Origin of the sequence: Pedobacter steynii (assembly GCF_900103665.1) — a bacterium.
Classification (GTDB): Bacteria; Bacteroidota; Bacteroidia; order Sphingobacteriales; family Sphingobacteriaceae; genus Pedobacter; species Pedobacter steynii.
Genome location: NZ_FNGY01000012.1, coordinates 1 through 24,859, shown reverse-complemented (window position 1 = coordinate 24,859; position 24,859 = coordinate 1). Strand labels below are relative to the sequence as shown.

The 24,859-nt window shown below is 41.3% G+C and carries 21 protein-coding genes; 9 read left to right on the top strand and 12 right to left on the bottom strand.

Annotated features, from left to right (window positions below; translation table 11 throughout):
- Positions 1-50: 50 nt before the first annotated feature.
- Entirely contained in the window at positions 51-1,433 is a 1,383-nt protein-coding gene (tilS, locus tag BLQ87_RS26925) for a tRNA lysidine(34) synthetase TilS (RefSeq protein WP_074612033.1), read from the bottom strand.
- Between the two features lie 339 nt (positions 1,434-1,772).
- Between tilS and BLQ87_RS26920 the strand changes: the two genes are divergently transcribed.
- Positions 1,773-4,112 carry an OstA-like protein gene (locus tag BLQ87_RS26920; RefSeq protein ID WP_245723939.1) on the top strand — a complete coding sequence of 780 codons (2,340 nt, stop codon included), beginning with the start codon at positions 1,773-1,775 and terminating at the stop codon, positions 4,110-4,112.
- Here BLQ87_RS26920 and BLQ87_RS26915 read toward each other — a convergent pair.
- Together BLQ87_RS26915 and BLQ87_RS26910 are read right to left on the bottom strand one after the other, a co-directional pair.
- A complete protein-coding gene (locus BLQ87_RS26915) occupies positions 4,075-4,665 on the bottom strand; it encodes a non-canonical purine NTP diphosphatase (RefSeq protein ID WP_143010561.1) in 591 nt (196 codons plus the stop codon). The two genes, BLQ87_RS26920 and BLQ87_RS26915, sit on opposite strands and share 38 nt — an antisense overlap.
- Positions 4,662-5,246, bottom strand: coding sequence for a hypothetical protein (locus BLQ87_RS26910; RefSeq protein ID WP_074612030.1), 585 nt, complete (start codon positions 5,244-5,246; stop codon positions 4,662-4,664). The genes BLQ87_RS26915 and BLQ87_RS26910 overlap by 4 nt, the downstream gene beginning before the upstream one ends.
- A 113-nt stretch (positions 5,247-5,359) precedes the next feature.
- Here BLQ87_RS26910 and BLQ87_RS26905 point away from each other — a divergent pair, with 113 nt between their 5' ends.
- The 4 genes from BLQ87_RS26905 (at position 5,360) to BLQ87_RS26890 (ending at position 9,293) form a co-directional block, all read left to right on the top strand.
- Positions 5,360-5,950: a hypothetical protein gene (locus BLQ87_RS26905; RefSeq protein ID WP_074612029.1), complete on the top strand. Its 591-nt coding sequence runs from the start codon at positions 5,360-5,362 to the stop codon at positions 5,948-5,950.
- 63 nt (positions 5,951-6,013) lie between these two features.
- Positions 6,014-7,378: a peptidylprolyl isomerase gene (locus BLQ87_RS26900; RefSeq protein ID WP_074612028.1), complete on the top strand. Its 1,365-nt coding sequence runs from the start codon at positions 6,014-6,016 to the stop codon at positions 7,376-7,378.
- A 4-nt stretch (positions 7,379-7,382) separates the two neighbouring features.
- On the top strand, positions 7,383-8,345 hold the full coding sequence (locus tag BLQ87_RS26895) for an AAA family ATPase (RefSeq protein ID WP_074612027.1): 963 nt from the start codon (positions 7,383-7,385) through the stop codon (positions 8,343-8,345).
- 156 nt (positions 8,346-8,501) lie between these two features.
- Positions 8,502-9,293 (top strand): vacuolar protein sorting family 37 protein, encoded by a 792-nt coding sequence (locus tag BLQ87_RS26890; protein ID WP_074612026.1) that lies wholly within the window; start codon positions 8,502-8,504, stop codon positions 9,291-9,293.
- Between the two features lie 41 nt (positions 9,294-9,334).
- Here BLQ87_RS26890 and BLQ87_RS26885 read toward each other — a convergent pair whose 3' ends face one another.
- The 8 genes from BLQ87_RS26885 to mutL all read right to left on the bottom strand — a co-directional run bounded on the left by BLQ87_RS26885 (position 9,335) and on the right by mutL (position 18,420).
- Positions 9,335-10,156 (bottom strand): hypothetical protein, encoded by an 822-nt coding sequence (locus tag BLQ87_RS26885; RefSeq protein ID WP_074612025.1) that lies wholly within the window; start codon positions 10,154-10,156, stop codon positions 9,335-9,337.
- A gap of 244 nt (positions 10,157-10,400) precedes the next feature.
- A complete protein-coding gene (locus tag BLQ87_RS26880; protein WP_074612024.1) occupies positions 10,401-11,285 on the bottom strand; it encodes a glycerophosphodiester phosphodiesterase family protein in 885 nt (294 codons plus the stop codon).
- A gap of 139 nt (positions 11,286-11,424) precedes the next feature.
- Positions 11,425-12,282, bottom strand: a complete 858-nt coding sequence (locus BLQ87_RS26875) for a DUF4440 domain-containing protein (protein WP_074612023.1) — start codon at positions 12,280-12,282, stop codon at positions 11,425-11,427.
- Between the two features lie 79 nt (positions 12,283-12,361).
- Positions 12,362-13,822, bottom strand: coding sequence for a cysteine--tRNA ligase (cysS, locus tag BLQ87_RS26870; protein WP_074612022.1), 1,461 nt, complete (start codon positions 13,820-13,822; stop codon positions 12,362-12,364).
- Between the two features lie 18 nt (positions 13,823-13,840).
- Positions 13,841-14,953 carry an endonuclease/exonuclease/phosphatase family protein gene (locus BLQ87_RS26865; RefSeq protein ID WP_074612021.1) on the bottom strand — a complete coding sequence of 371 codons (1,113 nt, stop codon included), beginning with the start codon at positions 14,951-14,953 and terminating at the stop codon, positions 13,841-13,843.
- Positions 14,953-15,816 (bottom strand): rhomboid family intramembrane serine protease, encoded by an 864-nt coding sequence (locus BLQ87_RS26860; RefSeq protein ID WP_074612020.1) that lies wholly within the window; start codon positions 15,814-15,816, stop codon positions 14,953-14,955. The genes BLQ87_RS26865 and BLQ87_RS26860 overlap by 1 nt, the downstream gene beginning before the upstream one ends.
- Positions 15,809-16,558: a rhomboid family intramembrane serine protease gene (locus tag BLQ87_RS26855; RefSeq protein ID WP_074612019.1), complete on the bottom strand. Its 750-nt coding sequence runs from the start codon at positions 16,556-16,558 to the stop codon at positions 15,809-15,811. Before BLQ87_RS26855 ends, BLQ87_RS26860 begins: the two co-directional genes overlap by 8 nt.
- A 5-nt stretch (positions 16,559-16,563) precedes the next feature.
- A complete protein-coding gene (gene mutL, locus BLQ87_RS26850; RefSeq protein WP_074612018.1) occupies positions 16,564-18,420 on the bottom strand; it encodes a DNA mismatch repair endonuclease MutL in 1,857 nt (618 codons plus the stop codon).
- A gap of 350 nt (positions 18,421-18,770) precedes the next feature.
- Here mutL and BLQ87_RS26845 point away from each other — a divergent pair, with 350 nt between their 5' ends.
- Genes BLQ87_RS26845 through BLQ87_RS26835 form a run of 3 tightly spaced genes read left to right on the top strand, consistent with a single transcriptional unit; the run spans position 18,771 to position 22,831 of the window.
- Entirely contained in the window at positions 18,771-20,405 is a 1,635-nt protein-coding gene (locus tag BLQ87_RS26845) for an amidohydrolase (RefSeq protein ID WP_074612017.1), read from the top strand.
- The gene (locus BLQ87_RS26840) at positions 20,392-22,209 is read left to right on the top strand and encodes a serine hydrolase domain-containing protein (RefSeq protein ID WP_074612210.1); all 1,818 of its coding nucleotides are present in this window, start codon (positions 20,392-20,394) and stop codon (positions 22,207-22,209) included. The genes BLQ87_RS26845 and BLQ87_RS26840 overlap by 14 nt, the downstream gene beginning before the upstream one ends.
- A 49-nt stretch (positions 22,210-22,258) precedes the next feature.
- Complete coding sequence (locus tag BLQ87_RS26835; protein ID WP_074612016.1) at positions 22,259-22,831, top strand: DUF1579 domain-containing protein; 573 nt, start codon at positions 22,259-22,261, stop codon at positions 22,829-22,831.
- An 81-nt stretch (positions 22,832-22,912) separates the two neighbouring features.
- Here BLQ87_RS26835 and BLQ87_RS26830 read toward each other — a convergent pair whose 3' ends face one another.
- Positions 22,913-23,875: an isopenicillin N synthase family dioxygenase gene (locus BLQ87_RS26830; RefSeq protein WP_074612015.1), complete on the bottom strand. Its 963-nt coding sequence runs from the start codon at positions 23,873-23,875 to the stop codon at positions 22,913-22,915.
- A gap of 249 nt (positions 23,876-24,124) precedes the next feature.
- Here BLQ87_RS26830 and msrA point away from each other — a divergent pair, with 249 nt between their 5' ends.
- Positions 24,125-24,733: a peptide-methionine (S)-S-oxide reductase MsrA gene (gene msrA / locus BLQ87_RS26825; protein WP_083362078.1), complete on the top strand. Its 609-nt coding sequence runs from the start codon at positions 24,125-24,127 to the stop codon at positions 24,731-24,733.
- Positions 24,734-24,859: the final 126 nt, after the last annotated feature.

The window sequence follows — 24,859 nt, the reverse complement described above, 5'->3', positions numbered from 1 at the left end:
ATTTTCAATAAAGTTACTTGTTTTTTCCTTTGCTTAGTAAAACAACCTGCTTAAGATTGTTTAGAAATTGTAATATGTAGATTTCTAAAAGTCAATATTGTTACATTTTTCGTCGCAGGAGTGATCTTATACCGGTTATCCTGTCTCAGGCCCATCACCCAAATAATTTCGCCATTCCCGTTTACCAGGATAGGAATATCATCCTTGCTCGTCACCGGCACTTTCTCATCAATGAAGAAGTCGCTGAGTTTTTTAAAGCTGCTCATCCCGATCGGTTTAAACTTATCTCCGTTTTGTCTGTTTCTTAATACTAACGGATAAATCAGCTTTTCCGCATCGAGGTAAGCTTCAAAATGGTCTTTTTTAAACGAATGCGTTTCTTCAAATTTCGATTTGGGAAGGGTAACCATAGTCAGTTCTCCTTCAGGAAGTACGGTAGTCAGATCCTGGGAATGTACCATCAGGTGCTGCCGGGGCATTGCATCCTTATCTCTCAAGGCTACCAAAATCAGATCTTCCCGATCCAGTGTCAGCTGATGAGAAGTGCTAAAAAATGAAATCCCACTTTGCTTATCCAATGCCTGCAGCACATCCGCCACCAGGTGTTCAGAAAAACCATAAGGCTTCAAAACCTCGAACAACAGCAGTTTCTGCGGGGATAAGCTTTTAACCTCCGCTATGGAAAGGTGAACGCCATCCTGTTTTTTAACTAGAAGCTTCCCGCTTAAATCTGCCACGACCTTTTGCAACACTAATTCCGTATCTGCAAAACGCTGAATGTTGTGCTGAAAGGTAACCTCCAGATTCCCATTGATCTCTTTCAGTTGCGGCAAAACTTTTAACCTTATTTTGTTCCGGGCATAATTAGTACTTAGGTTGGAGCTGTCTTCCACGTAGTCGAGATGCGCCCGTTCCATCAGCTCATTGATCTCTGTTCTGGAGAGGAACAAAAGGGGGCGGATTAAATGCCCTCTTTTGGGAAGAATCCCGTGTAATCCGGCAATTCCGGTACCACGGGTCAGGTTAAGCAAAACCGTCTCAATGGCATCATCCTGATGTTGCGCAAGGGCGATGAAGGCATAACCTTCCCTGATTCTCAACTCTTCAAACCATTGGTAACGCAAATCCCTCGCCGCCATCTGTATGGAAACCTTATGCGCAGCGGCATATCCCTTGGTCTGAAAATGCTGCACATAAAAAGGGACATCCAGGGTCGCAGACAACATTTTCACAAAATGTTCATCACGCATAGATTCCTCTCCCCTTAAATTAAAATTACAGTGTGCAATACCAAAATCATATCCGGAGAGTTTAAATAGATGAGCCATTAAAACAGAATCTCTACCCCCGCTTACGGCTAGAAGAACCCGGTCATTTGTAATGAAAAGAGCATTTTGGCTGATGTAATCTTTAAAATTCTGAAGAGGTAACATCTTTCAAAAATATTTAATTTAAACCACAATGGGATAGCTTTAAAAAAAACAATAATTTAAAGGCTGGTAATTACCGTTTCATACCAGCTTGATCATCATTAAAAAAAACGATAGCCAGCAATGAAACCTATATGTTGATGGTCAGTTCACAACCTGTAAACCGAGTCTAAGCGTTCCAGAGAACCTTTAAAATCAATAAATAACACGAAAAAAACAAATATATTTCAATGGAAATGGTACTCAAAAAACTAACTTTGTAAAGTGCAGAAATTACGCCTTTTTTTAATTCTATTCTTATTACCGTTTTCTTTGCTCGCGCAACAGAAAACAAAGATTTTCTTGTTAAGTTTTACTACGACCACCGTAAAGAAGACTCCTTCCGGCGCGGTTTCCTACTTAAGGAACCCCGTATTCAAACAAGACAACGCCACACTTGCCTGTGACAGTGCCATATTTTATGAAGAAAAAAATATGTTTGATGCGTTTGATCATGTGCACATCAACCAGGCCGATACCATAAACATTTATTCTGACAGGCTTACTTACGATGGGAACACCAAAAATGCCCACTTAACAAGTAATGTTAAAATGATTGATAAAGAGTCTATATTGACTACCAATATTCTGGATTACAACCTCGGCAGTAAGGTTGGAACCTATGTGACCGGGGGTAAAATTGTGAGTAAGGATGTCACGCTGACCAGTAAAAACGGCTATTATTTTTCCAATAGCCGCGATGCTTACTTCCGTTATAATGTCGTTGTAGTTACACCCGAATCTACCATTAAATCAGATACCTTAAGATATAACACCCTTACCAACTGGACTTATTTTTATGGCCCTACCAATATTATGGGAAAGGACGACAACCTTTATACCGAAAACGGAGCTTACAATACCAAAACACAATATGCCTACTTCGGCAAGAAGAACCTGTACACTCAGGGCTCTAAATCTTTAAAAGGAGACAGCTTATATTATGATGGAATTGCCGGATATGGCAAAGCAGTAAGAAATATCGTATTTAAAGACACTACCGATAAAACGGTGATGTATGGACAACTGGGTTATTATTACAAGATCGACCAGCGAACCATTGTGACGAAAAATCCTTACATAGGATTAGGCACTTCAGATTCTGTAATGGTGGATAAAAAGCTTCGTCCCGACAGCTTGTGGATGGGGGCCGATACACTGGAAACACAAATGGTCCTTTTAAAAACATTGAAACTCATCTCCTCTCCGGTACTTAAAAAAGACAACGAAATGGGCGAAGAGGAAAAAGATGAGAAGAAAGTTGGAGATAAAAAAGGGATAACTGCATCTGCAACAACAAAAAAAGGACAAAAAAAGGACGACAAGAACAATAAAGACCCAAAAACAGGAAATAAACCTGTTGCCATTAGCGATAGTACGAAAGTTAAAATCCCCGGATTAACGGACAGCCTCAAAAAGGACAATATTCCACTGAAAAAAGACAGCATTCCGATTAAGACAAAAGAGGTCCCCATTGTTAAAAAAGCGACGAAACAGATCCTCGCCGACAGCACTATTCTAACCGTATTAAAAGCCGCGGAAGTCATTCAGCCTGCAATAGCAAAAGACTCTGTTAAGCTTGTTAAAGCAGATCCTAAAAAAGCCAAAACTACGGATGCCAAAAAGGGTACTGATCCGAAAAAAGCAACCGACCTCAAAAAAGGGCCGGGAGGAAAAACGCCTGTCGCAAAACCAGGTACAAAACCTTCAGTTCCCGATTCCCTTCCTTTTAATCCTGCTGATACGATCAGGACCAGGGCAATTAAGGCTTACCACAATGTAAGGGTGTTTAAATCGAATATGCAGGCAAGGGCAGATTCTCTGTTTTATACCAGCTCAGATTCTACACTACGCTGGTATGGAAATCCTGTATTATGGGCAGAAGGGTCTCAACAAACTGGTGACACGATTTACCTGAAATTGAAAAATAAACAACTGAATACTTCACAGGTGCTCAACAACGGGTTCATGGTAAACGTAAACCTGGATTCTGCAAGATACAACCAGGTTAAAGGGAAACTCATTACCGGCTTTTTCATCGAGGGTAAACTGAACCGGATGTTTGTAGATGGAAATGCAGAAAGTATCTATTTCAATAAGGAAAAGGACAGCATTTATACAGAAATGAACCAAACGGTGAGTGCCAGGATAAAAATTATTTTTCAAAATAAGGAAATCAAAGACATCATCACCATTAAGGATACTGAGGGAGCGAGAACGCCAATAAAAGAGCTCAAAGAAGATGTATTCCTGACCGGATTTACCTGGAAACCAGAACTCAGACCTTTATCGAAAAAAGAAGTGATCAATGGTAAACCGAAGCCCAAACCAGGAGCAAAGAAAGCACCGGGACCTAAGGGACCAAAGATGCCGCTGAAACCTAAGGATAAGGATGATCCGGCTGCTGTTCCGGAAAAAGGAAGTGCGATACCTAATGTGCCATTGAAGCAAACCGGAGGAAAAGAAAGCCTTAAAACAGATTCGACAAAAACAAACCTCATTAAGCCGGGAATGATAAAACCGGCAGCAGTTAAAGCAGACAGCCTTTCCAAAGCACCTGTTAAAGCGGATAGCCTGAAAGGCCTTCCGCTTAAAACCGATGTGATTAAAGCACCGGCTGTTGCTCCTTTAAAAAAGCAATAAGCTTACGCATGGCGATTGCCCGGTGACTGATCTGATTCTTCTGTTCAATGTTCATCTGCGCAAAACTCTGCTCATATCCTTCCGGCACAAAAACAGGATCATATCCAAAGCCCTGATCCCCGATGGGATTTTCCAGGATATATCCATTTATCACGCCTTCAAAAAGGTAGTTTTTTTGGCCCTGAATCAAGGAGATAACCGTTTTAAAACGGGCCTTTCTATTACTCAGTCCTTTCATCTTCTGAAGTACCAGTTTCATATTCACCTGATCGTCTTTCTGTCCAGAATACCTGGCAGAATAAACCCCGGGCTCATTATTCAACGCTTCAATCTCGAGCCCACTGTCGTCTGCAAAGCAATCCAGCTGGTAGTTTTCCACTACATAGCTGCTTTTTAAAAAAGCATTCTCCTCAAAAGTATCTCCAGTTTCCGGGATGTCTACAGTACAACCGATGTCCGAAAGGTTAAGTACCTTATATTCGTTCAGCAGAAGTTTGCTGACTTCTTCTGTCTTATGTTTATTGTTGGTGGCAAATACCAGTTCTTGTCTCATAATCCTAATTGTTTAAGGCTGGCCCATAATACTTTCTTTCCTGCAGGATCTTCCTCCAGCGTCTTCAACTCTGAAGAGAAAATCAACCTGACCCCTTCTTCCAGCACAATGCTGTTCTGAGGGTATGTTTTCATTTTCAATTGCTCAGGTGTCACACCAAAAACAAAGATCAGCACACTGGAAAAATGCTGCTGCAATTGTGCATAGCTTGTTCCGCGATAACCAGCGTAATTCAACAGGGCAAAATCATTGGCACTGAGGTTTACTGATTTGACGATCTTACGCAATAATTCCCGTCCTTTCTCATCGCTGACCTCATGTTCTGGGTCATTTACGAGAATAAGAATATTGCGACTGTTTTTCCCCAGAAATTTAAAAGATGGGCTTTCTTTTGGCGTTTCTACAGGAATTGGCAGCGAAACTACCGGGCTAACCGGAGGCTCAGAAACCATCATAACCGACTGACTTTCAGAAACAATTACTTCATCCGTTGATAAAATCTCCTCTCCTCTAATCAAATAAATATCATCTGTAAAAAATAAACGTAAAGCGTCTCCGTTAGTTGTAAGTTGGCTGGCCATTAATGCTGATTTTATTGGAAATCTTTTTTCTGTTAAAATTAGTTAAATATCTTATTATAGCGCCTTTATTTGTTACTTTTATGCCTTAAAATATATTATAGTATATATCTTTCGTGAGAAAAACTTATTGCATTATTATCTTCAGCCTAACCTTTGCCGGCGCATTTGCACAAAATGTGGCGAGTATCAATGGGAAGCCTGTGGGCAGCAAAGAATTTATGTGGGTTTATAAGAAAAACCACTCCGGAGTTGCAAATGCAGCATTTAAAGAGTTGGAAGATTATTTAAACCTTTACCTGAATTTCAAGCTTAAAGTACTCGATGCCATAGAAATGGGCTTTGACAAGGATACAGCCTATCTCACAGAGATAAAGAATTATGAGGCTGCTTTACGTACCAGGAAGAAGATCTCCAACACAAAAGCAACGTATTCCATGGTCTTAAATGAATATAAGAATGCGGTATTGATGTTTAACATTTCGGAGTTAAAGGTTTGGGATAAAGCACAGAATGATGAAGACCAGCTCCGCAGTTTTTACGAAAGAAACAAGCTCTTTTATAAGGATGGTTCGTTCGAAGAGCTTAAAGGAAAGATCATCAATGATTACCAGGACGTGCTGGAAAGAGAATGGGTGGTCGCATTGAGAAAGAAGTATCCGGTGAAAGTATACGAAGCAGAATTAAGAAAACTGGCTAAATTATAAATATACCGCCTGAAGATTATTAATATTAAATTTGCAAAAAGAATATAATTGAACGTACATAGAATGAAGAAATTTTTAGCGATTGCAGGCGGATTGATCTGTTTGTTTTTGAACGCACAAGCACAACCAGCAAAGAAAAATATAGATAAAGTGGTTGCAGTATTAGGGAACAATATCATTTTATTATCGGACCTGAACCAGCAATATGCACAATATCTGAATTCGGGAAATCCGGCTGATGAAAAGGTAAAATGCTATATTTTGCAACAGATGCTTGCCCAGAAACTGCTGAAACAACAGGCAGAAATTGACTCCATCACTGTGGAAGAAGCGCAGGTAGATGAAGAAGTCGATAAAAGGATGCGTATGCAGATCCAGCGTGCCGGCGGACAAGAGCGTCTGGAACAATTTTTAAACCGCTCTGTTCTCCAGTACAAAGACGAGATCAGACCTGATTTAAAAGAGCAGCTGATCTCTAACAAGATGCAGGCCCACATCACACAGGACGTAAGCATTACTCCTTTGGAGGTTAAAAAATATTTTGACGGGTACAAGAAAGACAGCCTTCCTGATATTCCTACAGAGTTTGAGGTTGGAGAGATCGTGCTTCACCCAAAACTGACCAAAGCAGAGAAACAAAAATTCTATGATAAAATCGATGCTTTAAGACTTAGGGTAAAAAGTGGAGAAGACTTTGCGTTCCTTGCAAAATCCTACTCTGAAGATCCGGGATCGGCACCTGATGGTGGTGACCTGGGATTCTTTGACCGGACCAGAATGGTGAAAGAATTTACCGCATGGGCTTTCAAACTGAAAGCCGGTGAACTCTCTCCTGTTTTCGAATCAGAGCATGGTTTCCACATCTTACAGGTAATCGAACGTCGTGGTGAACAGGTTCAGGCCCGTCACATTTTGATTCGTCCTCAAACCACTCCACAGAGTTTAGATCGCGTGAAGCTTCAGGCGGATAGTCTTTACACAAACATTAAAACCGGTAAAATCACCTTTTCTACAGCAGCATCTTTATATTCAGATAACAAAGAATCTCAGTACAATGGCGGGATGATCCTTTATGCAGATAACGTAACTGCAAGAACCACCTTTATCCCTGCTGATAAGCTTGATCCTAAAGTATTCTTAGTGGTAGATACCATGAAAGTTGGTGAGATCTCTCAACCGGTCCTTTTCACAGGACAGGATGGTAAAGAAGGCTATAAATTACTTTACCTTAAATCTAAAATTCCACCTCATAAAGGAAATCTGGAACAAGATTATGCCAAGTTCAAAGAAAGAGCACAACAAGGTAAAATCGACCGTATCCTGAGCGAATGGTTCGAGAAAAGAAGAGAAAATACCTACATCAGAATTGACGAAGATTACAACAAATGTGATGAGTTAAAAATCTGGACTAAAACGGCTAAAAAATAGGTCTATGCAGTTTGATAACGATATAAAAGCCGTAGACGCATTACATCAATCGTACAAAGATATTAAAGCCGAGATCGGCAAAGTGGTCATTGGACAGGATGATGTCGTAAAATCCGTTTTAATATCCATTTTCAGTAATGGTCATTGTTTACTTGTTGGGGTTCCCGGCCTGGCAAAGACCTTACTTGTTCAAACTGTAGCCAATGTACTGGATCTTAATTTTAACAGGATCCAGTTTACCCCGGATTTAATGCCCAGCGATATCATTGGTGCAGAAATTCTTGGGGAAGACAGAAATTTCAAGTTCATTCCAGGGCCCATATTTTCGAATATTATCCTGGCCGATGAGATCAACAGAACACCGCCAAAAACGCAGGCTGCATTACTGGAAGCCATGCAGGAAAAAGCGGTAACGGCGGCGGGACAAAGACATATTTTACCGAACCCTTTCTTTGTACTGGCGACACAGAATCCAATTGAGCAGGAAGGCACTTATCCTCTTCCTGAGGCGCAGTTAGACCGCTTCATGTTCAATGTACATCTGGACTACCCTTCCTTCGAGGAAGAGCTGACGATCGTTAAAAATACGACGAGCAATCAGGATGTTCATTTGAAAAAGATCATCAATGCACAGCAGATTCAGTATTTCCAGAAACTGGTAAGAAACATCCCTGTTGCAGATAACGTAGTAGAATATGCGGTCAAACTGGCGACTAAAACCCGTCCTCATACTCCTTCTGCTACTGAAGACATCAATAAATACATTAGCTGGGGTGCAGGCCCAAGAGCTTCTCAGTTCCTGGTGATCGGCGCAAAATGTCATGCCGCAATATCAGGTAAATATTCTCCTGATATCGAAGATGTACAAGCCGTTGCAGAAGCGATTCTACGTCACCGTATCGTGCGCAACTACCGCGCAGAAGCTGAAGGCCTAAGCATCGAACAAATCATTAAAAATTTATATTAATACTTTTTGATATGGAAAAGCCCTTGATTAAAATCAAGGGCTTTTTTTGCTTTAATAAGCAACATGGAAATAACCAGCCTCTATATCCGATAAATATATATCTTTATAATAAAGATAATCCATCAAAAATCAAATACTTTACAATCCTTAACGCTTATGAAAAAACTATTTTTCACCCTGCTGACCAGTCTCATGATCTCCTATTCTTATGCCCAAAATAAGCTCCAGGAAAGTGGCAATGTTGGGATAGGTACAACCAGCCCACAGGCTCTCCTTGATGTTGGTAAATTATTAACTCCCGGAGAACTGGGAACTGTTCTCGCACGGCTCCAAGAAGGCAATTACATGGGAGATGGAACCTATTTAGGAATCAAAGGCTATGAAACTCAGACAAGCACTGCTATACCAAGCCTCTATGATATTAAAAGTTTTGCGCTTGAGCATAGCTTCTATGGAAATACCAATAGCTCCATTAATTTTCTCCGCGGTCCCAGCTATACTGGTGGCAGCATTTCGTTTGCCACTGATAACAACACAGAAAAAATGCGAATTCTCTACAATGGAAATGTAGGAATAGGCCTTAGCAATCCGCTCGAGAAATTAGCTGTTAATGGCAAGATCCATGCTCAGGAAATAAAAGTCGACATGCAAGGCTGGCCGGATTATGTCTTCAAGCCGGCTTATCGCCTATCCCCACTAAAAGAAATCAAAACTTTCATTGACCTTAATCATCATTTACCAGGAATTCCTTCAGCAGAACAAGTCGAAAAGGAAGGAGTTCATCTGGGAGATATGAGTGCTAAGCTCTTAAAAAAAATAGAAGAACTTACCCTTCATCTCATTGAAAAAGAAAATCAGCTTGAAGAACAAAAAGCCGAAATAAAAGATCTCTCCCAGGAATTTCAACAGCTAAAGAAAGAAATGGAAATGTTGAGAAACAAGAAATAAGTCTATTATTATACGCCTGTTAATCATAGTTAACAGGTGTATTAATGTTCTGATTCTTCAACAGCTGTCTTTTTTGCATAATACCTGTAAATAAAGAACTCGACTAAAGGAACCAGTAATATGGCGATAAACAGGTAAAGCGCCCCCTTAAACAAGCCGTCCATTTGTTTCGAGACAATGTCATCCACTTCTTCAGTAAGCTTTAATTTTATTGATTTTTCGATATCCCTGGGATCAAGCGTATTAAGGGTTTTAACAATGACATTAAAATCTTCATAAGAAAGACTCTTCAAATCTACATGACCTCTGCCGGCAGCTAAAAGCATTCCATATAAACCTGCCGAATAAATATCGTCCTGATATTTAGCCGTCAGATAATTACTAAGCTTATTCTTGCCATTATCGACCAATTGAAAACCGGTATTTTTGGAAGCCACATATTTGTTGATGTCGGCAGTTAACAGCTTACTCCCCTGCTGCACACCCCCTGCCCCATCCTGTATCTTCTTTATGAATTTATTCCTTTCTTCAGGGGAATTAAAAATTTGCTTAACCCCTTGCTCGTAAATTTCAGACACGATCCTTGGTTCTTCTTTTTTGATGATTTTTCCGGCTGATGAAATGATTGCAAAATGAGCAAAGAAATAAACAAATGCAATCATGCTTGTCAGGATATACAGCTTTACTCCCCAGTTATAATATTTTGGTTCCCTGGTATACACTTTCTTTTTCCAAAGGACCACATTATAGATAATGCCAAGTATAAAGCCAATCGAGATAAACAAGATCAGGGAAAGAATGATGGTACCCAAATGTGGCAGTACATTGTCTTTAACTATTCCCCACCAATTTACATTTTCCATAAGTTTTATTATTTCATTAAAAATCCGGCATCATTCTGAAACCAAATATATAATTATTAACGATCATTTTATTACTAAGAAAATTTGGCTAAAATATTTACCTGTCAATCCATTGTAACTGACCAAAGGGCTATTTTGCAAAGCGGAATAAACATCGAATCAGGCCACCTTACTGATCAGAATAGTCCTGAAATGAAATGCCCCAAAAAGCCAGGGGCTGATTTCATAGGTTGATACCGGAATTCTACTGTTCCAGCAATTCTGCTTTAAATAAGTTGGGATAATCAGTAACGATGCCGTCTACACCAAGGTCAATCAGGTATTTCATCTGTTTAGTCGAATTAATCGTCCATGGAATGATCTTAATTCCTGCAGCATGACAACGGTCTACCAGGCCCTTTCCTACCAATACCGAATACGGACTGTATATGGTAGGGTTAAATCCTAACTCCTGAATGTTATTCTCAAAATCTTCTTTTTCATCAATCAGCAAAGCCGTTTTAATCTTAGGAAAATGCTCATGCAGGTATTGGAGCGTGCGGACATCAAAGGACTGGATCGTAACTCTTTTTTCTATTTTCTTTCTTTTTACCACTTCCATGATCAGCTCTACAAACTCCGCAGGTTCCGGCTGAAACTCATTATCTCCCTTAGGAATCGTCTTCGTTTCGATGCTGTAATTTGGCTTTGCCAATCTATTTTCTTTCACGTAGTTCTCCACAGAATCGATCGTTTCTTCTAACAACGGCTTATAAGCTTTGAACTTTTGTTGCCCCGGAAACCGGTTATGCACCTTGCTACCCACATCATATTTCTTCACATCCGCGTAATCCATCTTATAGATATTATGCTTTTTCTGATCTTTTAAGCTAATTGCCTTCCCATCCGGTTTCAGGCTGATCTCCGAATTGAAATAAGGTTCCTGAGAAAGTACTACCTGTTTATCCTTCGATATCACTGCATTCATAATTAAGGTGTTTACACCCAACTCCAGCGCCTTTATCATTCCGGGAATGGTATTCTCAGGCATGATTCCCCTGGCTCCTCTCTGCCCCTGCAAATCGAATTTCTGAGCCTGGCTTTGGAAGGCCAACATTATGGCCGCAACGAATAGTATACTTTTCTTCATGAATGTCTTTGTTTTTACCATTGATAACGGGAATAACGACGAATCCTTATCCCCTGCGACGGGCCAATGGCCGGGTCAAAAAAAAGGTTTCTTAAATCAAATCTTTAAGAAACCTTTTTTATAAGTTATTTTCTCTTGATTAACGCTCAGCAGGTGCAAATACCTGTACAATCAGGTTCCAGTTATGGTCTGCCTGACGCTCATAAATAAAAAGATAATTAAAGCTTTCTCTAAGATCTGCCCTATAATCTACTGTAGCTACGCCATAAGTATAAGCAAGGTCTCCGCCATCCGCTTTATTCGCTTTGGTTGTTTTCAAAGTCATGTTTTTCACCATTCCATTAAAGAAAGCCAATGCTTTGTCTTTTCCTATGATCGGCTCATATCCGGGAAACAAAACCCTTGCATCTGGATTTAAGAATCCTGCGAAAGCAGCAGCTCCATAAGATTTCAGCATGGTATTCAGCGTTTTTTCAGTTGTTGCAATAATGTCAACCCCTGCCGCCCTTTGTTTATCACCAGCGAACTTAGGCTTATAAAAATCTTTAGGCTCAATGAATAAAGGTTCTACCTTATTTAAGGGTTTGTTATGTGTAACTCCTAAATCCATCGCTAACTCCCACTTTCCTTCTTTCGCTTTCCATACGGAAAGGTACTGACCATAGGTTTTAGTTTCACCATCAGCAGTAAAAGGACCGGTTGTAAAACCCCAGTCGCCACTTCTTGCCACTTTAGCATAAACCGGGTTCCAGCTCAATCCTTTATCATCTCCCTGACCAGCATAAAAAGTTTTCGCATTTACCGGATTGGGTCTGAATACCAGCGCATCATCCGCAGAATAAGTAGTAAATGCAGTTTTTGCACCATGCTTAGCAAGGTCTTCTGCAAATTCTTTCTCGGCCTTAACCAGAGATTTAGTGCTTCCATCCGATTTTTGTGCGTAAGCACCAAGGGTCATAGAAACCGCTATAATTGTATATAAAAATTTATTCATCATGTTTTAGGTATAGTTTGGGTACTAATATAATCGTTGTATTGCTTTTGCCCTGTAAAAAGTAATTAACAATTAAACAATGTTAAGCTTTGTTCCAGGTGGTACCTTCTTTACTATCTTTCAACTGGATGCCCATACTTTGAAGACCCAGACGGATTTTATCAGATGTGGCATAGTCCTTATTCTCTTTGGCTGTCTTTCTTAGCTCGATCACCATGTCCAATACCGAATTCAATTCCAGATTCGAAGTATCTTCCGCTTTCAATCCAAAAATGTCAAATACGAAATCTTTCATCAGCTTTTTCAGCTTATCCAATTCTGCAGCAGAGATCGTTCCTTTCCCATCATACACGGTATTGATCATGCGGACTGCTTCGAACAATTCTGCGATCACCACAGGACTGTTGAAATCATCATTCATTGCTTTCACACAATTGTCCATAATCGGGCCAACCTCAAAATCACTGTTTTCGGAAACGCTTAATTTATCCATCAAACTGATGGCATTCATCAACCTTTTGAATCCTTTTTCCGAAGCATCCAATGCTTCATTAGAAAAATCGAGCGTACTGCGGTAATGTGCCTGGAGCATAAAGAATTTAACCGTCATTGGGCTAAAGCCTTTTTCCAGCAAGACATGGTCCCCTTTGAACAATTCCTCAGGAAGAAAGCCATTCCCTAAAGTTTTAGACATTCTCGTTCCATTTACGGTCAGCATATTGGTATGCATCCAGTATTTGGCGGGTTGTTTATGACTGCAAGCTTCAGACTGTGCAATTTCATTCGTATGATGTGTTGCAGCAAGGTCCATTCCTCCTCCGTGAATGTCAAATTCTTCACCAAGATATTTCGCACTCATTGCCGAACATTCGATATGCCAGCCTGGAAAACCTTCACCCCATGGAGAAGCCCAGCGCATGAGTGTTTCTGGTTTCGCTTTAATCCAAAGCGCGAAATCCAATCTCCCGCGTTTCTCATCCTGACCACCCAATTCCCTGGTATTGGCCAGCATGTCTTCCATGTTTCTGTTGGTAAGAATGGTATAATTATATTCTTTGCTATATTTTTCTACGTCAAAATAAACCGTTCCATTCGCTTCATACGCATATCCGTTGCTGATGATCTCTTTGATCATTTCAATCTGCTCAATAATATGCCCGGTTGCTGTAGGCTCGATGCTCGGTGGCAGCGTATTGAACATTCTCAATACATCATGGAATCCAAGAGTGTACTTCTGTACAATCTCCATCGGCTCCAACTGTTCCAGTTTTGCTCTTTTTGCAAATTTATCATCCCCCTCATCACGATCACCTTCCAAATGGCCGGCATCGGTAATGTTCCGCACATAACGGACTTTATACCCACTATATGTTAAATACCTGAAGATTAAATCGAAAGAGATGAACGTACGACAATTCCCCAAATGAACGTCACTGTAAACAGTAGGGCCGCAAACGTACATACCTACATGAGGTGCGTTTAGCGGTTCAAAAATTTCTTTTTTACGCGTAAGGGTATTGTAGAGCTGTAGACCTGTATCCATTTTGCAAAGGTAAAAATTTTAGGGGTTTAATATCAAATCACTGCGAACAGGAAAGTGGTCTGACAATTTCGCCGGGATCACCAGGTGGTTCATCACCTTGATGTCTTTTGTAGTGGCAATATAGTCGATCTGAAAGTTGGGGAATTTACCATTATAAGTTCGTCCCAATCCAGTTCCTTGTTCCTGAAATGTGTTGTTTAATGATTTCGTTAATTGGGTTACCGCATAAGATGCGGGTGTATCGTTAAAATCGCCGGCAATAAGGAACGAACTCTGGCATTTTGCCATGTGTTCCTTCATAATATCTACCTGCTCACTTCGTTTTAGAAAAGCATTCCTGAGCAACGTCAGAATGCGTTTGGAAGGCTTAATTTCCGCATCCATCTTTTTCTTTACCTTATCAATATAGCTATAATCCTGCTTATCAAAAGAGATAGATTGTAAATGCAAATTGTACACTCTGAGCTTCTTTTTGTTCACTTCCACATCAATATAGATGGAAGCATTGCCACCGAAATTTGGGCCGAAAGCAATCGTTCCTTTATCCTGAATCGGGTAACGGGAAAAGATGGCCAGCCCTGTTGCTTCATAACTGTTCTCACTTGAAGGAACGAAATAAAAATATCGGGTATTCAGAATTCTCTTCAGGCTGTCGGTAATGTCAAAAGATCCTTTTCTGCGGGTAAAATACTCCTGGAAGCAGATGACATCCGGATTTTCTCTACCGATGAGTTCCAGCATCTGCTGTTTTACAGACTCTATATTTTCCTGCCCATAGGGTTTAAAACTATGCACATTATAAGTCATCATACGCAGCGCCTTGGGATCAGTTTTAGGACCTTTCCCTGTTTCTCCCGAGATGCCCATCGTAGCGGTCAATGCCTGCCATCCCATGAGGATTAAAACCAGGGTAGCTCCGGCAAAAATCCATCGTTTACGGATGCACCACCAGAGAATCATAAACATATTCAGAAACAAAATAAAGGGATAAGCTAAACCGAAAAAAGCAATCAATTGATACTTTCTGGGATCGAATCTGCCCGCCATAAAGCCCAGCAGTAAAGTCACCGCCAGCAGAATCGCCAGGAAACGAACCAGTTTATCAAGAAATGTCGGTTTAGATTTCTTCATTAATGTTTGCTTGCCTTAAATAAAGTCTCTTTTTCTGCCCTGCTTAACTGATCATATCCTGATTTAGAAATCTTATCTAAAATCGCATCTATCTCCTGCTGATTAACTCCTGTACTTCTTGAGTTGGCAGAAGATTTCGCCTGTTCATTTCTAACCACCTTTAACTTAGGTTTTCTTTTAAACAGATTGCTCCAGTCTTTTCCATTTTGCAGCAGTTTAATGTAAGCGAATCCCAGTACCGCCCCCCCCAGATGTGAAAAACTTCCTCCTGCATTTACAGAAGCAATGCCAATCAGGTCCAGGGCAATATAGCCGATCGCCAGGTATTTTAGTTTCACATCCCCAAGAAAAAGCAGGCGGATGCTGTAATCGGGAACCAATGTAGCCGTGGCGACAATGATTGCCATTACTGCAGCAGAAGAGCCAATTACTGTAGCTTCAGCTACACTACCAGAGAAAACCGGAAATATATTGTAAGCCAAACTATACGTTAAAGCTCCTGCAATGCCTCCAACGAGATATACGAAATGAAACTGCCTTGGTTTCAGGAAATCCAGAAAGATTTTCCCCATCCAGAACAGCCAAAGCATGTTGAACAACAGGTGCATTACTCCTTCATGGAAGAACTGATAAGTGATTGCCGTATAAAAACGGGTTGGCAATTTATCAATCGCTGCCGGATAACCTGCATACTCCCTGATGAGAAGAGAAAAATCAGCGCTCCCTGTTCCCGACAGGAAAAAAGGAAGCCCTATCAATGTCACCACCAGAAAAATGAGCACATTGATTCCTATATAAAAAAACAAAGGGTTTCCTGATTGGAATACTTTGTACTTCAGGTCCTGGAAGAGATTCTTATTCATAATACTTATAAAATCTGTTGTTATCCTTGTCTTTCCATAATTTCACCAGGATAAAGCCTAACAACGCACCACCAAGGTGGGCATAATGGGCTATAGAATCGCCCGGAACACGGGCAACACCTAGTGAAAGTTCCGCCAGAATATAGACCGGAATGATATATTTAGCTTTTACCGGGATAGGAATGAACATGATGTACATTTCTGTGTTCGGGTATAACATTCCAAAAGCCACTAATAAACCGAAGATTGCTCCTGAAGCACCTACCATAGGAAAACCGTAAATTCCGATCAAAGTACTTTTACCCATATCTGATATGCCAGGAATCGCTATTGCATCCATATTAGCAGCCATGGTAGCTCCAAGATCGACTGCTACAGGATTATTAATAGCCGAGCCCGTAATCTGATATACTTCATAAGCTTGCACACCCATTTGAAGTGCTACCGCTCCCAAACCTGTGATCAGGTAAAAGTTAATGAAGCGTTTCGCGCCCCATCTGCTTTCTAAAACGCCTCCAAACATGAATAGCGCAAACATGTTGAAAAAGATATGTCCAAAACCACCATGCATAAACATGTAAGTGATCAGCTGCCACACCCTAAAATAAGGCGAGTCAAAATAATAGACACCTAAAACACGACCTAAGTCCATCGAGCTGGCCAAAAAGTAGGTAGCAACAAAGAACAGCACATTAATAATGAGCAGGTTTTTAACTACCGGTGGTATATGAATGTTATTCATGGTATCTATTTATCAAATTTCTTATCTAATTCTGTCAGGCCAATGGTTTGAATCACCGGCTTTCCACTAATGCTAAAGTTAGGAGTTTGGCAGGCAAAAAGTTGCTCAATGAGTGTATTCATTTCCTGTTGCCCCAATGCTGTTCCGCTCTTAATGGCGCTATTTCTGGCCATACTTTTAGCCAGGGCATCCCTTCTATCCAGTTTCAGTTCCTGCTGAGAATTTTTAAACCCTTCGATCAGGTGTTCAAACAACTTTGTTTCATGCACATTGTTGCTGCCCAGGTCTACAGGGATTCCCTCTATGATTAACGTATTTTTACCGAACTCTCTTACTTCAAAACCTAAACTTTTAATGTCTTCCAGTAAGCTTTTTGCCAGCTCATAGTCGTTCGGACTTAAAGTTACCGTTTGGGGGAAAAGGCTTTGCTGAGAAGCACCTTTACGGTCTTCCAGATTTTTGCTGAAACGCTCATAAAGAATACGTTCATGCGCAGCCTGCTGATCAATCAACATTAATCCCGACTTAATCTGAGAAATGATGTAACGGTTGTGTAGCTGCATCAGTTGTTTTTGCACAGGAACCAATGAATCATCAGGCAAAGGAGCCGTTCCCGGCAAGTCTATCGCAGTCTGTTCTGCTTCCGTATGGTTCGCAATCTCATATAATGAGCCCCAGTTTTTAGTACTCGGCGTAATTGCAGCACTTGAATTCCTGGAAAATACGGTTGGTTCCTTTGCCGGACTTGCCTCAGCAAAAGGGTTAAAATTCGGATTAAAGCTAATGCTTGGCGGCACAATTTCTTCTGGCGCCTTATGGGTAATCATTCCACTGAATCCGGTTTCCTGATCAAAATCAATCGTTGGGCTAATGTTAAACCTACCGATCGACCGTTTTACCGCCGAATGCAAGATCGCATAAATAGATTTTTCATCCAGGTATTTGATCTCTGTTTTTGTCGGATGCACGTTTACATCGATCTTTGCCGGGTCGATGTCAATGAATAACACATACAAAGGAAAATGATCATCCGGCAACAGGTCTTCATAAGCCTTATTGACCGCATGGTTCAGATAAGTATCCCTGATATAGCGATTGTTGACAAAGAAAAACTGCTCCCCGCGGGTTTTCTTGGCAAACTCAGGTTTTCCAATAAATCCTTTCAGGTTGATGATGCTCGTTTCTTCTTCTACGGGAATCAATCGCTGGTTATAATTATTTCCAAATAAATGGACTATTCGTTGTTTCAAAACAGAAGAAGGCAGGCGGAAAATCTCTACACCATCATGATGCAGACTAAAGGCAATCGTAGGATTGGCCAGCGATACCCTTTGAAATTCTTCCAGCACATGACGCATTTCTGCCGGATTACTCTTCAGAAAATTTCTTCTTGCCGGAGTATTATAGAACAGATTTTTGATGCTGATGCTTGTTCCTTCAGCGGTCGCCACCGGTTCTTGTTTCAGAAAAACAGAGCCTTCGATTTCCACCATCGTTCCCAGTTCATCTTCATGCCTGCGGGTTTTCATTTCTACCTGGGAAATCGCGGCAATAGAAGCCATTGCCTCCCCTCTGAAGCCCATCGTACGGATGGCAAACAAGTCTTCGGCTTTACGAACTTTAGAAGTTGCATGGCGTTCAAAACACATACGTGCATCTGTAACACTCATTCCACAGCCATTGTCAATCACCTGGATTAAGCCTTTGCCGCCATCTTTTAAAATTAACTGTATCTTGTTTGCACCTGCATCTATCGCATTCTCCAAAAGCTCTTTCACGGCTGATGCCGGTCGTTGCACCACCTCTCCGGCTGCGATCTGGTTGGCAACACTATCCGGTAAAAGTTGTATTATATCTGACATTTATTTCTCGCTGGTAAAGGTGGCTAATTTAAGGAAAATAAGCCTCAATCCTTGTTTTTCATTTGTATATAATTTGTCTTTTTCATTAAAATTTATTTGTTTTTTAGCGGTTATGAAGCGATCATCAGCATATTAGTGACTGTCTTTAAGCAGTATCCCCGATGATGGTTTCATTGTTATCAAGCCTTCATCGCTAGTTTTATTCTTCAAAATAGCAAAATTCTTTAGAATCCTCGCACAACGATACACTTCTCGTTTTCATTGTTCCTTTTTCTATCTTTAACTTATGAAACCAACATGATCTGACAGATCAGCCAGGGACATCAAGGTCACCACAAAAATCTATATTAATGAAAAATCTCCTCGCAACCCTAACCATCACAAGCCTGCTTTTCACCAGCTGCAACGCTCAAAAAGCAGATTTAATTGTCTACAATGGCAAGGTTTATACTGTAAATGAGAAATTTGACACTGCAGAAGCCTTTGCGGTGAAAGATGGCAGAATTATCGGGGTCGGAAGCAGTGCCAGGATCAGAAAGCAATTCAAAGCGACAGCAGAAGTCGATGTTGCCGGAAAAAGCGTCTACCCTGGCTTCATTGATGCACATGCCCATTTTTTCGGCTACGGGGAAAGCTTGCAAACCGCCGACCTGAGGGGTACCGGCAGCTGGGAGGAAGTTACACAACGCCTGAGTCAATTTGCAACAACCCATCCAGAAGGCTGGCTGATTGGCAGAGGCTGGGATCAGAACGACTGGACAGATAAACAATTTCCAGACAAAGCGCAACTTGACCTCCTCTTTCCTGACCGCCCGGTATTACTCACCAGAATAGACGGACATGCCGCGGTGGCCAATCAAAAAGCACTGACCACTGCCGGAATTACCGGGAGCTACGCACTCACCGGTGGAGAAATTGTGGAAAACAACGGAAAACTGACCGGACTACTAATAGACAATGCCGTAGACCTTGTCAACCGTAAAATCCCGGAATCAACAGCTTCACAGGCAGAAAAAATTTTACTGGATGCTCAGGCCAAATGTTTCGCCGCCGGGCTCACCACCATTGACGATTGCGGGGTTGATGCCAGCCTGGTTAGCCTCGTTGAAAAACTCCATGCATCAAAAAGCTTAAAAATGCGTTTATACCTGATGCTGTCAGATAGCGAGCCGAATTACACCTATTTATTTAGTCGCGGGGCGATAAAAACCGACCGCCTTAATGTGCGTGCCTTTAAAGTTTACGCGGACGGAGCCTTGGGTTCCAGAGGCGCCTGCCTATTGCATCCATATCATGACATGCCGAATAAAACAGGCTTTATGCTCAGCAACCCAAAGCATTTTGAAGAAATTGCAGAAAAGATCGCCAAACACAATTTTCAGATGTGCACCCATGCGATCGGCGATTCGGCCAACCGCAGTATCCTGAAAATCTACAACAAAGTCCTTGGCGGAAAAAACGACAAGCGCTGGCGGATAGAACACGCACAGGTGGTTGCCCCTGAAGATTTCGGGCTTTTTGGCAGCGCCAATATAGTCCCTTCTGTTCAGCCTACCCATGCTACCTCCGATATGTATTGGGCTGGCGATCGCTTGGGCAAGGAGCGGATAAAAGGTGCTTATGCTTACAAACAATTGATGCAACAAAATGGTTGGTTACCTTTGGGCACAGATTTCCCGGTAGAAGACATCAACCCTATCTTCACATTTTATGCGGCAACAGTTAGAAAAGATTCAAAAAATTATCCTGCAGGAGGTTTCCAAATGGAAAATGCACTGAGCCGAGAAGAAGCACTGAGGGGCATGACCGTTTGGGCGGCGAAAGCAAACTTTGAAGAAAAAGAAAAAGGAAGCATTGAAATAGGGAAATTTGCAGATTTCATCATTCTTGATCAGGACCTGATGAAAAGCGACCCTTCAAAAATATTAAACACACAAGTATTAAAAACCTATGTTAACGGAGAAAAAGTATATGAGAAAAAATAACCTTGCAGGGATCATTGCCACCAGTTTCATTGCCTTATTTACCTTCAATGCCTGTGCGCAGAATCACCAGCAAAACCAACAACAACTATCTCTTCTTCGTACCATCAGCAGCAATACCGTATTGCTGAACAACCAGGAAAACACCATTCCTTTGATCGACCTGGATAAAAAGAACATTGCCTCGGTCAGCCTTGGTTTTACCTTTCATACCACATTCGACAGCCTGTTGAACAAATACGCCAAAGTAAGCAGCTTCTCTTCGGATCAGTATTTAAGCTCAACCACATTAAACGACCTGGAAGATGACCTTAAATATTTCAACCTGATCATCATCTCCCTTCCTGTCTCCGCAACCAACGATCCCAGAAATACCAGTTTCATCAATAGCCTGGCAAAAAGTAAAAAAATTATCATTTCCTTATTCGGGGAAACCGGAAGTCTGCTTTCCTTCGATGGACTCAGTGCACCGCTCATATGGGCCAACCAAAACAATGAGGAAGCGGCCGCTACCATTCCTCAAATGATTTTTGGCGGAATTGGCATCAGCAAAAAGCTAACGGCCAATTATTCGCCAAAATATACAACAGGATCAGGAAGCCTGACCATGCCTACCCGCTTAAAGTATACACTTCCGGAAGACGCAGGCATCAACTCAGACAACCTGAAAGAAATAGACAACATCGCCAACGAAGCCATCCGCGCGCAGGCAGCTCCAGGAATTGTAGTGCTGGTTGCCAAAGACGGAAAGGTCGTTTTCAATAAAGCCTATGGAAACCATACCTACAACAATGGACTCCCTGAAAAAGTAACGGACATTTTTGATCTGGCTTCCTTAACCAAAACCACCGCCACCACCCCAACGGTAATGCGTCTTTTTGAAGAACACAAACTGAACCTGGATACCAATATCGGAGCCTATATCCCTAAAGCAAGATTATCACCTATGAACAACATTAAAGTTCGTGAAGTGATGCTGCATCAGGCAGGTTTCATTCCCTATATCCCATTTCACAATTTCGTAAAATCAGGAGATTACAGCAGGGATTCCAGTACTGCTTACCCGACCAAAGTAGCCGACTTCTATTACATCAAAAAAGGGTTCTTCAAAGATTTCATGTGGCCCAAAATGTTAAACTCTCCGATTCAAACCCGCGGAAAGTATGTATACAGCGACATCAGCATGTATGTCATGAAAGAAATTTCCGAACGCCTGAGTGGAATTCCACTCGACACCTATGTATGGGATAATTTCTACAAACCGCTAGGCATGCAAACCGCAGGCTTCCTGCCCCGAAACCGCTTTACCAAAGATCAGATCGTCCCTACAGAACAGGACACCTATTTCAGGAAAACCTTACTGGAAGGCTATGTACATGACCAGGGCGCTGCATTGGCAGGAGGCGTTTCCGGACACGCAGGTTTATTTGCCAGCGCAAACGACGTGGCGATCATTTACCAAATGCTGCTAAATAAAGGCACCTATGGTGGCAACCGTTATTTTCAACCACAAACCGTAGACCTTTTCACTCAAAAGCAATCCGATGTGAGCAGAAGAGGATTGGGCTTTGACCGCTGGGATCCGGATGCAAGCAAGAAATACCCCTCAGAACTGGCCTCCCCACAAACCTATGGACATACGGGATATACAGGGACCTGTGTATGGGTAGATCCCGCAAAAGGCCTGGTATATATCTTTCTATCCAACAGGGTAAACCCCTCAGTATCAGAAAAATTAGGCAACATGAAAATCCGACCAAGAATTCAGGATGCAATTTACAGAGCGATACAATTGGGTAGTAATTAATGATTTATTTTTTCGTAAATTAGTTAGGACCATACAAAACCATATACTAATGAAAAAATTAACATTAACTGTTGTGGCATTGCTGATGCTTGTCACAACCTGCCGGGTTCAGGCACAGGACGATGCTATGATGAAAGCATGGCAAGCCTATATGACCCCTGGCGATGTCCACAAAATGATGGCTAAAGATAATGGGCAATGGGATGCAGAAGTAACAATGTGGATGGTACCCGGAGCAGCCCCGGAAAAAAGTAAAGGGAGCTCAGAAAATTCAATGATTATGGGCGGCCGTTATCAAAAATGTATTTTTAAAGGAACCATGATGGGAATGCCATTTGAAGGAATGAGCATTACGGGCTATGACAATTCAAAAAAAGCTTTCGTCAGCACCTGGGTAGACAACATGGGTACAGGCATCATGCACATGGATGGCACCTGGGATGACGCCTCTAAGTCGATCAACTTTAAGGGCACCTGTGTAGATCCGATGACTGGGAAAGACACGAACATTCGTCAGGTGATGAAGTTTGTGGATGACAACAACCAAATTCTGGAAATGTACTGTAACATGGACGGCAAAGAAATGAAAAACATGGAGATCAAATATTCAAGAAAAAAATAAGCTTGAATTCTTTCTCTGAACTTTAACAAAAAGGGTCCCTAACTTTCATTAAGGACCCTTTTATAGCTCATCGAAAATGGATTATTTCTTTAATCCGATTTCTCTTAAACGCTCGTCAAGATATTCTCCTGCAGTCATATCTTCATATACCTTCGGATGTGCCTCGTCAATTGTAGAATCCAGACTTGTTAAATCCATATCTGAACGTGGATGTAAGAAGAAAGGAACAGAGAAGCGGGAAGTTTTCATCAGTTCACGTGGTGGATTTACCACCCTATGCGTAGTAGAACGCAATTTATTATTCGTTAAACGTTGTAACATATCTCCAACATTTACTACGATATCGGTATGACCTGCTTTGATTGGCAGCCATTCATTACTACGGGTCAGAACTTCTAATCCGTCGGCACTTGCACCGATCAATAAAGTAATCAGGTTGATGTCTTCATGTGCTCCTGCACGAACTGCATCATCAGGTAAAGCATCCGGATTTTCGATCGGGAAATAATGGATTCCTCTCAGGATCGAATTACCGTTATGTACATGTTTATCGAAATAATCTATTGGCAGGGACAGGTAGGTAGCAATGGCACGTAAAAGATGTTTACCATTATCTTCCAGTCGCCGATAGATTTCCCGGGTTACTTCATTGAATTCAGGAAGCTCTTCTAATGCCTCATTATCAGGATATTCTGCTTTGATCACATCACCATCAGTCACTTCCTGACCAATCTGCCAGAATTCTTTCAGATCGGCAGTTTTAGCACCTTTAGCCGTTTCCTTTCCCGGACTAGTGTATCCGCGCTGACCGGCAAGTTCCACCTTTTCGTATTTCTTTTTCTGCTCCGGGCTCAGTCCAAAAACTGCCTGAATATTTTTGTATAGCTTATCAATTAACTCCTGACTTACACCATGATTAGTGATGGTTACAAAACCAGAATCATTGAAGGCCCTGCCTAATTCGTCAGAGAACTTTTTACGCTGTGCTTCATCGCCATCGATGTAAGAGCTCAGGTCTAAACTTGGAATATAAGGTGTTGACATATTGATTTATTTATAGGTATTAACAGTATAAATTTAAGAAAGAATTGTTAATAAACGTTAAATAACAATACTTATCTTGCGTAACGTTCTGCAAATAAATAGATTAAGTTATGCACATTTTTCTGACTAAAAAATCAAATTATCAGTCAAATGTAATTTAGATTACGAAGGGCATCCTGTAAAAAACTATAAAGCCTGCTCTTACGTAATATATCTTGAAAAGTGTTTTTTCAACTTGTATTTAAAATCATGAAGTATTTATCAATTATGGTCCTAATTCTCTTATCAGCATTGTCAGCAGACCAGGCTGATGCACAGTCTAAAAAATTACAGAAAGCAACGTTTGGAATGGGATGTTTCTGGTGTTCAGAAGCGCTTTTCCAGCGACTTGACGGAGTCAGCAGTGTGAGATCAGGTTATGAGGGTGGAGATGTAGCCAACCCTTCTTATGAAGATGTCTGTACCGGAACAACCGGACACGCAGAAGTAATTGAGGTGACTTATGACCCGCTTAAAATTAAATACGATGAACTTTTAGAGGTTTTCTGGAAGAGCCATGATCCAACTACCTTAAACCGACAGGGGGCAGATGTGGGCACTCAGTACCGTTCAGTGGTTTTCTACCACAACGAGGAACAGAAACAAATTGCGGAGAAATATAAAAAAGAACTGAATGATACTCATGCTTTTGGAAAACCGGTGGTTACCGCAATCAATAAAGCCGCGACCTTTTACGTGGCAGAGAACTATCACCAGGATTATTTTAATAAAAATGGAAGCCAGCCTTATTGCCGCATGGTGATCCTTCCTAAACTGGAAAAGCTGGAAAAAATATTTAAAGCAAAGCTGAAGCAGTAAAATAACGGCTAAAAGTTAAAAGCGGTTTGGATTGAAGTGAACCCCAAAAGTTGGACAAAAACTTTTGGGGTTTATCATTTATGGCAAAACACACATTTGAGGAGAAGCTCGATATAGTTTCTCAAG

Bases quoted from the DNA above. Each gene is read 5' to 3' on its own strand.
- tilS (WP_074612033.1), bottom strand. From the start codon at position 1,433: ATGTTACCTCTTCAGAATTTTAAAGATTACATCAGCCAAAATGCTCTT.
- BLQ87_RS26915 (WP_143010561.1), bottom strand. From the start codon at position 4,665: ATGAGACAAGAACTGGTATTTGCCACCAACAATAAACATAAGACAGAA.
- BLQ87_RS26910 (WP_074612030.1), bottom strand. From the start codon at position 5,246: ATGGCCAGCCAACTTACAACTAACGGAGACGCTTTACGTTTATTTTTT.
- BLQ87_RS26900 (WP_074612028.1), top strand. From the start codon at position 6,014: ATGAAGAAATTTTTAGCGATTGCAGGCGGATTGATCTGTTTGTTTTTG.
- BLQ87_RS26895 (WP_074612027.1), top strand. From the start codon at position 7,383: ATGCAGTTTGATAACGATATAAAAGCCGTAGACGCATTACATCAATCG.
- BLQ87_RS26890 (WP_074612026.1), top strand. From the start codon at position 8,502: ATGAAAAAACTATTTTTCACCCTGCTGACCAGTCTCATGATCTCCTAT.
- BLQ87_RS26885 (WP_074612025.1), bottom strand. From the start codon at position 10,156: ATGGAAAATGTAAATTGGTGGGGAATAGTTAAAGACAATGTACTGCCA.
- BLQ87_RS26880 (WP_074612024.1), bottom strand. From the start codon at position 11,285: ATGAAGAAAAGTATACTATTCGTTGCGGCCATAATGTTGGCCTTCCAA.
- BLQ87_RS26875 (WP_074612023.1), bottom strand. From the start codon at position 12,282: ATGATGAATAAATTTTTATATACAATTATAGCGGTTTCTATGACCCTT.
- cysS (WP_074612022.1), bottom strand. From the start codon at position 13,822: ATGGATACAGGTCTACAGCTCTACAATACCCTTACGCGTAAAAAAGAA.
- BLQ87_RS26865 (WP_074612021.1), bottom strand. From the start codon at position 14,953: ATGAAGAAATCTAAACCGACATTTCTTGATAAACTGGTTCGTTTCCTG.
- BLQ87_RS26860 (WP_074612020.1), bottom strand. From the start codon at position 15,816: ATGAATAAGAATCTCTTCCAGGACCTGAAGTACAAAGTATTCCAATCA.
- BLQ87_RS26855 (WP_074612019.1), bottom strand. From the start codon at position 16,558: ATGAATAACATTCATATACCACCGGTAGTTAAAAACCTGCTCATTATT.
- mutL (WP_074612018.1), bottom strand. From the start codon at position 18,420: ATGTCAGATATAATACAACTTTTACCGGATAGTGTTGCCAACCAGATC.
- BLQ87_RS26845 (WP_074612017.1), top strand. From the start codon at position 18,771: ATGAAAAATCTCCTCGCAACCCTAACCATCACAAGCCTGCTTTTCACC.
- BLQ87_RS26840 (WP_074612210.1), top strand. From the start codon at position 20,392: ATGAGAAAAAATAACCTTGCAGGGATCATTGCCACCAGTTTCATTGCC.
- BLQ87_RS26835 (WP_074612016.1), top strand. From the start codon at position 22,259: ATGAAAAAATTAACATTAACTGTTGTGGCATTGCTGATGCTTGTCACA.
- BLQ87_RS26830 (WP_074612015.1), bottom strand. From the start codon at position 23,875: ATGTCAACACCTTATATTCCAAGTTTAGACCTGAGCTCTTACATCGAT.
- msrA (WP_083362078.1), top strand. From the start codon at position 24,125: ATGAAGTATTTATCAATTATGGTCCTAATTCTCTTATCAGCATTGTCA.